Source organism: Teichococcus aerofrigidensis, from assembly GCF_054073225.1.
Genome location: NZ_JBSXMU010000158.1, coordinates 1 through 6,603, shown reverse-complemented (window position 1 = coordinate 6,603; position 6,603 = coordinate 1). Strand labels below are relative to the sequence as shown.

5 protein-coding genes are annotated in these 6,603 nt (G+C 74.2%); 4 read left to right on the top strand and 1 reads right to left on the bottom strand.

Annotated elements, in window-relative coordinates; translation table 11 throughout:
* Positions 1 to 122 precede the first annotated feature (122 nt).
* From ACVMLK_RS19265 to ACVMLK_RS19255, 3 genes are read left to right on the top strand one after another with little or no spacing between them, the layout of a single operon-like run.
* Positions 123 to 2,168 carry a polysaccharide biosynthesis protein gene (locus ACVMLK_RS19265; protein ID WP_457487326.1) on the top strand — a complete coding sequence of 682 codons (2,046 nt, stop codon included), beginning with the start codon at positions 123 to 125 and terminating at the stop codon, positions 2,166 to 2,168.
* A gap of 43 nt (positions 2,169 to 2,211) precedes the next feature.
* Positions 2,212 to 3,627, top strand: coding sequence for a nucleotide sugar dehydrogenase (locus ACVMLK_RS19260; RefSeq protein WP_457487325.1), 1,416 nt, complete (start codon positions 2,212 to 2,214; stop codon positions 3,625 to 3,627).
* Between the two features lie 49 nt (positions 3,628 to 3,676).
* On the top strand, positions 3,677 to 4,828 hold the full coding sequence (locus ACVMLK_RS19255; RefSeq protein ID WP_198367095.1) for a DegT/DnrJ/EryC1/StrS family aminotransferase: 1,152 nt from the start codon (positions 3,677 to 3,679) through the stop codon (positions 4,826 to 4,828).
* 54 nt (positions 4,829 to 4,882) lie between these two features.
* On the opposite strand, the gene ACVMLK_RS19250 is transcribed toward ACVMLK_RS19255, so the two are convergent.
* Positions 4,883 to 5,737: a prephenate dehydratase gene (locus tag ACVMLK_RS19250; RefSeq protein ID WP_198367096.1), complete on the bottom strand. Its 855-nt coding sequence runs from the start codon at positions 5,735 to 5,737 to the stop codon at positions 4,883 to 4,885.
* Positions 5,738 to 5,934: 197 nt separating this feature from the next.
* Here ACVMLK_RS19250 and ACVMLK_RS19245 point away from each other — a divergent pair, with 197 nt between their 5' ends.
* On the top strand, positions 5,935 to 6,468 hold the full coding sequence (locus ACVMLK_RS19245; RefSeq protein WP_457487324.1) for a c-type cytochrome: 534 nt from the start codon (positions 5,935 to 5,937) through the stop codon (positions 6,466 to 6,468).
* Positions 6,469 to 6,603: the final 135 nt, after the last annotated feature.

Here is a 6,603-nt window from a genome sequence, read left to right as displayed (position 1 = left end):
CGCCGCGTCCCGCGGCGCGGCTCGCGGGGGCCGTTTCGCGGCGCCGCGGCGTCCCGGCGGGCCGGTGGGGGGGCCGCGGCAAAGCTTCACCCCGGCGCGCCGCACGCCTATACGCCCGCTCCATGGCCCTCACCCGAATTCTGCTGAATCTCGGCCTGGACTCGCTTCTGGCGGCCCTGGCGCTCCCGCTCGCCGTCTGGGCGGCCTCGCCCGGCGACTGGCCGCCCGGCGGCTGGTGGCTCGGCGCCATTCCCGGCACGGTCGCGGCCCTGGTCCTGGCCGGGCTGCCGGTGCGCCTGCCGCAGCAGTACTGGCGCTTCGCGGCGCTGAAGGATCTGGTGGCCGTGGTCGGCGCCGGGATCGGCGCGGCGCTGCTCTTCAGCCTCGGCCTGCGGCTGGCGGGGGCCTGGATGCCGGGCAACGTGGCCTTTCCGCTGATCCATGCGGGCGCGCTCTCCGCCGTCCTGCTGGCGCCGCGCATCCTGGCGCCGCTGAAACAGGCGCACCGCGTCGGCCCGCCGTCCGAGGCGCCGGCCCTGCCGGTCCTGCTGGTCGGCACCGGGGATGCCGCGGACCTGTTCATCCGCGCCCTGCTGCAGCAGCGCACGCCGCGCTACCGCGTCATCGGCATCCTGGCGCGCAGCCCGCGCGGGGCGGGGCGGCGCATCCATGGCCACCCCATCCTCGGCGGCTTCGAGGAGGCGGGCGAGGTGCTGGACCGCCTGCGCGCCGAGCAGCGCCTGCCGGGCGCCATCGTGCTCGCCGATCCGGACCTGCAGGGCCATGCGCTGGAGGAGATGCTGGATGCCGCCGACCGCCACGGCGTTCCGGTCAACCGCGCGCCGCGCCTGACCAGCCTCGGCCCGGCCCGGCGCGAGGGGGCGGGGGCGCGGCGCTTCGAGCTGCGCCCGGTGGCGATCGAGGAGCTGCTCGACCGGCCGCAGGTGCCGCTCGACCGCGAGGGCATGGCGCGGCTGGTGCAGGGGCGGCGGGTGCTGGTCACCGGCGCCGGCGGCACCATCGGCGGCGAGCTGGCGCGGCAGGTGGCGGCGCTCGGCCCGGCCCAGCTCACCCTGCTCGACCATGGCGAGTTCGCCCTCTACAGCATCGACCTGGAGCTGGCGGAGACGCATCCGGCGGTGCCGCGCCGCGCCGTGCTGGCCGATGTGCGCGATGCCGGGCGCATCGCCCGGCTGATGCGCGACGTGCGGCCGGAGCTGGTGTTCCATGCCGCGGCGCTGAAGCACGTGCCGATGGTCGAGAACGACCCCCTGGAGGGGCTGCTGACCAACGCCCTCGGCACCCGCGTCATCGCCGACGCGGCGCGCGCGGAGGGCTGCCGCGCCATGGTCTTCATCTCGACCGACAAGGCGGTGAACCCGACCAGCGTCATGGGGGCCTCCAAGCGCCTGGCCGAGATGTACTGCCAGGCGGTGGACAAGGACGCGCGGCATCGCGGCGGCGAGGCGGGCGACATGCGCTGCATCACCGTGCGCTTCGGCAATGTGCTGGGCTCGACCGGCTCGGTGGTGCCGCTGTTCCGGCGCCAGCTCGAGCGCGGCGGTCCGCTCACCGTGACGCATCCCGACATGCGCCGCTACTTCATGACGGTGCGCGAGGCGGTCGGGCTGGTGCTGCAGGCGAGCGTCGTCGGCATGGCCGATGCGGAGGGGTTCCGCGCCGCCGGCGACGGGCGCGGCCTGCCGCCCGAACTGTCCGATGGCGGCATCTTCGTGCTCGACATGGGCAAGCCGGTGAAGATCGTGGACATGGCGCGGCGCATGATCCGCCTCGCCGGGCTGCGGCCGGACGAGGACATCGAGATCCGCTTCACCGGCCTGCGCCCGGGGGAGAAGCTCTACGAGGAGCTGTTCCACGGCCAGGAGCCGCCGCGCCCGACGCAGTATCCCGGCCTGCTGATGGCGACGCCGCGCACCACCGACGCGGCCGAGGTCGGCGCCGCGATCGACGCCATGGCCGCCGCGGCGCGGGCCGGCCAGGGCGGCGCGGCGCTGGCCGAGCTGGCCCGGCGGGTCCCCGAATTCGACCACAATGCCGGCGCCCCTCCTGGTCCGCCCGCCGGCGCCCCCCCCCCCCCCCCCCCCCGCGCCCGGCGGGGGCGCAGGAAGCGCAGCGCCACCCCCACCACCCCCGCCGCGCGCGCCTGAGCATGGGCCGGGCCGCGCCATCCGTTCCGCGAGAGGACGCACGATGGAAGGTCCGGCCTATCCGGTCTCGTGGTGGGGCCGCGCCCGCGCGCTGGACCCCGCCGCGCCGCTCGCCCCGGCGCTGAGCGAGCGCATCGCGGCGCGGACGGCGCGCATCGGTGTGGTCGGCCTCGGCTATGCCGGGCTGCCGCTGGCGCTGCGCTTCGCCGAATCGGGCTTTCCCGTCACCGGCTTCGATATCGACGCGGCCAAGCTCGCGGCGCTGCGCGCGGGGCGCAGCCCGGTGCATGGCATCCCCGACGGCCGGGTCGCCGCCGCCGGCATCCGGCCCGCCGCCGGCGCCGAGGAGGCGCGCGACTGCGACGCCCTGCTGATCTGCGTGCCGACGCCGATCGGGCCGCACAAGGAGCCCGACCTCGGCGCCGTGCGCGCCGCCGTCGCGGCGCTCGCGCCCGTCCTGCGACCCGGCCAGGCGATCGGGCTGGAGAGCACCACCTATCCCGGCACCACGGAGGAGGTGGTGCTGCCGGCGCTGGCGGAGGCCGGGCTGCGGCCGGGGCTCGACGCCTTCGTGCTCTACAGCCCGGAGCGCGAGGACCCCGGCAACCCCGAGGGCACGGTCGGCCGGGTGCCGAAGCTGATCGCCGGCGCGACGCCCGCCTGCCTCGCCATCGGCCAGGCGCTCTACGGACCGGCGGCCGCCGGGCGGCTGGTGGCGGTCTCGTCGCTGCGCGCGGCCGAGCTGGTGAAGCTCTACGAGAACGTGTTCCGCGCCGTGAACATCGGGCTGGTGAACGAGCTGAAGCGGATCAGCCACGCCCTCGGCCTCGACGTGCACGAGGTGATCGACGCCGCCGCCACCAAGCCCTTCGGCTTCATGCCCTTCCGCCCCGGCCCCGGCCTCGGCGGGCACTGCATCCCGGTCGATCCCTACTACCTTGCCTGGAAGGCGCGGGAGCTGGGCGTGCCGAGCGACTTCGTCGAACTGGCCGGGCGGGTGAACGACGCCATGCCGGGCTATGTCGTCGGCCGGCTGCGCGACGCGCTGGACGCGCGCGGCAAGGCGTTGCGCGACGCCCGTATCCTGCTGCTCGGCCTGGCCTACAAGCCGGGCGTCCCCGACATGCGCGAGAGCCCGGCGTGCGAGCTGCTGCACCTGCTGGCCCGGCGCGGCGCCCGCGTCGCCTATCATGACCCGCTGGTGCCGGCCTGGCCCGAGGCCGGGCTGGAGAGCGCGCCGCTGACGCCCGGGCTGCTGGCGGCGCAGGATGCCGTGCTGGTGGTGACGCCGCAGCCGGGGATGGATTTCGCCGCCGTGCGCGCCCACGCGGCGCTGGTGGTGGACACACGCGGCGTCTACCGCGATGCGGCGGTGGAGACCGATGCGTTGCCGGGTGAAACGCGCGGTGATTTCCCATCCGGTGGCGAACGGGCCTATCACGCCGTCATCCAGGCCTGACCGGGCGCCGCCCGGCGGGCCTGCACCGCTGCACGGAGCCTTTCCGCCGATGACCGAGACGCGCCCCATCACCCTCTTCGACATGAAGGCGCAGCAGGCGCTGATCCGCGACGGGATCGACCGCCGCATCGCGGCCATCCTGGACAGCGGCGCCTTCATCAACGGCCCGGATGTGCGCGAGCTGGAGGAGAAGCTGGCGGCCTTCGCCGGCACCGCCCACGCCGTCGGCGTCTCCTCCGGCACGGATGCGCTGCAGATCGCCATGATGGCCGAGGGTATCGGACAGGGCGATGCCGTCTTCCTGCCCGCCTTCACCTATACCGCGACCGCCGAGGTGCCCCTGGTGCTCGGCGCCACGCCGGTCTTCGTCGATGTCGAGGAAGGCAGCTTCAACATCGACATCGCCGACCTGAAGCGGCGCATCGCGCTGGTGAAGGCGGAGGGGCGGCTGCGGCCGCGCGCCGTGGTCGGCGTCGATCTCTTCGGCCGCCCGGCGGACTGGGTGGCGATCCAGGAGATCTGCCGCGAGGAAGGGCTGTTCGCCCTCGACGACGCGGCCCAGGCCTTCGGCGCCGCGCTGGACGGGAAGCGCCTGGGCCGCTGGGGCGACGCGGCGGCGCTCAGCTTCTATCCGACCAAGACGCTCGGCTGCTACGGCGATGGCGGCGCCATCCTGACCGACAGCGCCGAGCGCGCCGAGCTCTACCGCTCGCTCCGCACCCATGGCGAGGGCCGGACGCGCTACGAGGTGGAGCGCACCGGCATGAACGGCCGGCTGGACACGCTCCAGGCCGCCATCCTGCTCTGCAAGCTGCCGCTGCTGGAAGACGAGCTGGCCGCCCGCGCGCGGATCGCGGCGCAGTACGGCGCCCGGCTGGCCGGCCATGTCGCGGTGCCGGGCGAGCAGGCGGGCGCCACCAGCGCCTGGGGACTCTACTCGATCCTGCTGCCGGACGCGGCGGCGCGGGCGCGGGTGCAGAAGGCGATGCAGGACCGCGGCGTGCCGTCGGCCATCTACTACCCGAAGCCGCTGCACCGGCAGCCCGCCTATGCCCGCGCCCATGCCGAGGGGCTGCGCCAGGCGCCGCCCCTGCCGGTGAGCGAGGCGCTGTGCGAGCGCATCCTCTCCCTGCCGATGCATCCCTATCTGGACGAGGGGCAGGTGGAGCGCGTGGCCGCGGCGGTGATCGCGGGGCTCTGACGCCGCGCGGGGCGGGGCCGCCCTCACCGGCGGCGTCCCCCTCCGCCGGACGGATCAGTCCGCCTGGGCCGCCTGACCCATGCGGTAGGGATGCGCCGGGTAGCTGCCGAGGACGCGCAGCTCGCGCGAGAAGAAGGCCAGCTCCTCCAGGGCACGCTTCAGGGGGGGGTGGTCCGGGTGGCCATCCACGTCGCAGAGGAATTGCGTGGCGGTGAAATGACCGTCGAGCATGTAGCTTTCGAGCTTGGTCATGTTCACGCCGTTGGTGGCGAAGCCGCCCAGCGCCTTGTACAGCGCCGCCGGGATGTTGCGGACGCGGAAGACGAAGGTGGTGACGGTGTTCATCGCCTCCACCGCCGGCATCCGCGGCGCGCGCGCCATGACATAGAAGCGCGTGGTGTTGTGCGCCTCGTCCTCGACATTGTGCAGCAGGATCTCGAGGCCATAGGTCTCGGCCGCCAGCGAGGAGGCGATGGCGGCGTCCTCCAGGCTGGGCCGCTCGGCCAGCAGCTTGGCGGCGCCGGCCGTGTCGGCCTCGATCACCGGCTCCAGCCCGCGCTCGCGCAGCAGCTTGAGCACCTGGCCGAGCGCCACCGGATGGCTGTGGGCGCGCTTCAGCCCGGCGAGCGTCGCGCCCTTGTGCGCCAGCAGGCAGTGCTCGACGCGCTGGTAGTGCTCGCCCACGGTGAAAAGGCCCGAATCGGGCAACAGGCGGTGGATGTCCGGCACCCGGCCGGCCAGCGAGTTCTCGCAAGGAAGCATGGCGAGGTCGGCCCGCGCCTCCCGCACCGCCTCCATCGCCGCCTCGAAGCTGGGGCAGGGCAGGGTGGTCCAGCCGGGATAGGCGCTGCGGCAGGCCAGGTCGGAATAGGCTCCAGGGACACCCTGGAAGGCGATCACACCGCTCACGCTTGATTCTCCGGCCCGGGCAGAAGGGGGAAGGTCCGCGCCGGGGCTTGTCGCTCGGAATGGGGCGACGGGTTGAAGCGCCGCCGTTGTCCCACTATGGTCCGGACGCTTCTAGTCGAGGCCAAGGCCGTGCGCAAACAGCGGCCGGGTCCGATGCGGGGTCCCCTGCACTTCGTCTGAGAAATGGATCTGGCAGAATGAGCTTGGAGGTCAACAAGGCGTTCGCCGCCGTCCTCACCGCCGGGATCGCCTTCATGGTGGCCGGGTTCATCGGTCAGCAGGTCGTGCATCCGAAGCGGCTTGAGAAGACGGCGATCGCCATCGACGTGCCCGAGACCTCCGGCGCCCCGGCCGCCGCGGAACCGCAGATCGACCCGATCGCGCCGCTGCTGGCCAATGCCAATGTCGACAACGGCCGCCAGGTCGCCGCCCGCCTCTGCGCCGCCTGCCACACCTTCGAGGAGGGCGGCGCCAACAAGGTCGGCCCCAACCTCTACGGCGTGGTCGGCAACCACCATGCGCATCTCGACAGCTTCAACTATTCCCCGGCGATGAAGGGCCTGGCCGACAAGCCCTGGGACTACGAGGCGCTGAACCACTTCCTGGCCAGCCCGGCCCGCACCATCCGCGGCACCCGCATGGCCTTCGCCGGACTGCGCAGCACCGAGCAGCGGGCCGATGTCATCGCCTATCTGCGGAGCCTGGCGGCCTCGCCGCAGCCGCTGCCGTGACACCGGACCTCATCGCGGCCGCCGAGGCGGCCGCCGGGGCGGCGGGGGGGGGGGGGCGCCCCCCCGGGGGGGGGGGGGGGCGCCGTCCGCGGGGTCAGGCGCGGGTCGTCGTCTTGACGTCCACGCTGGCCTTGA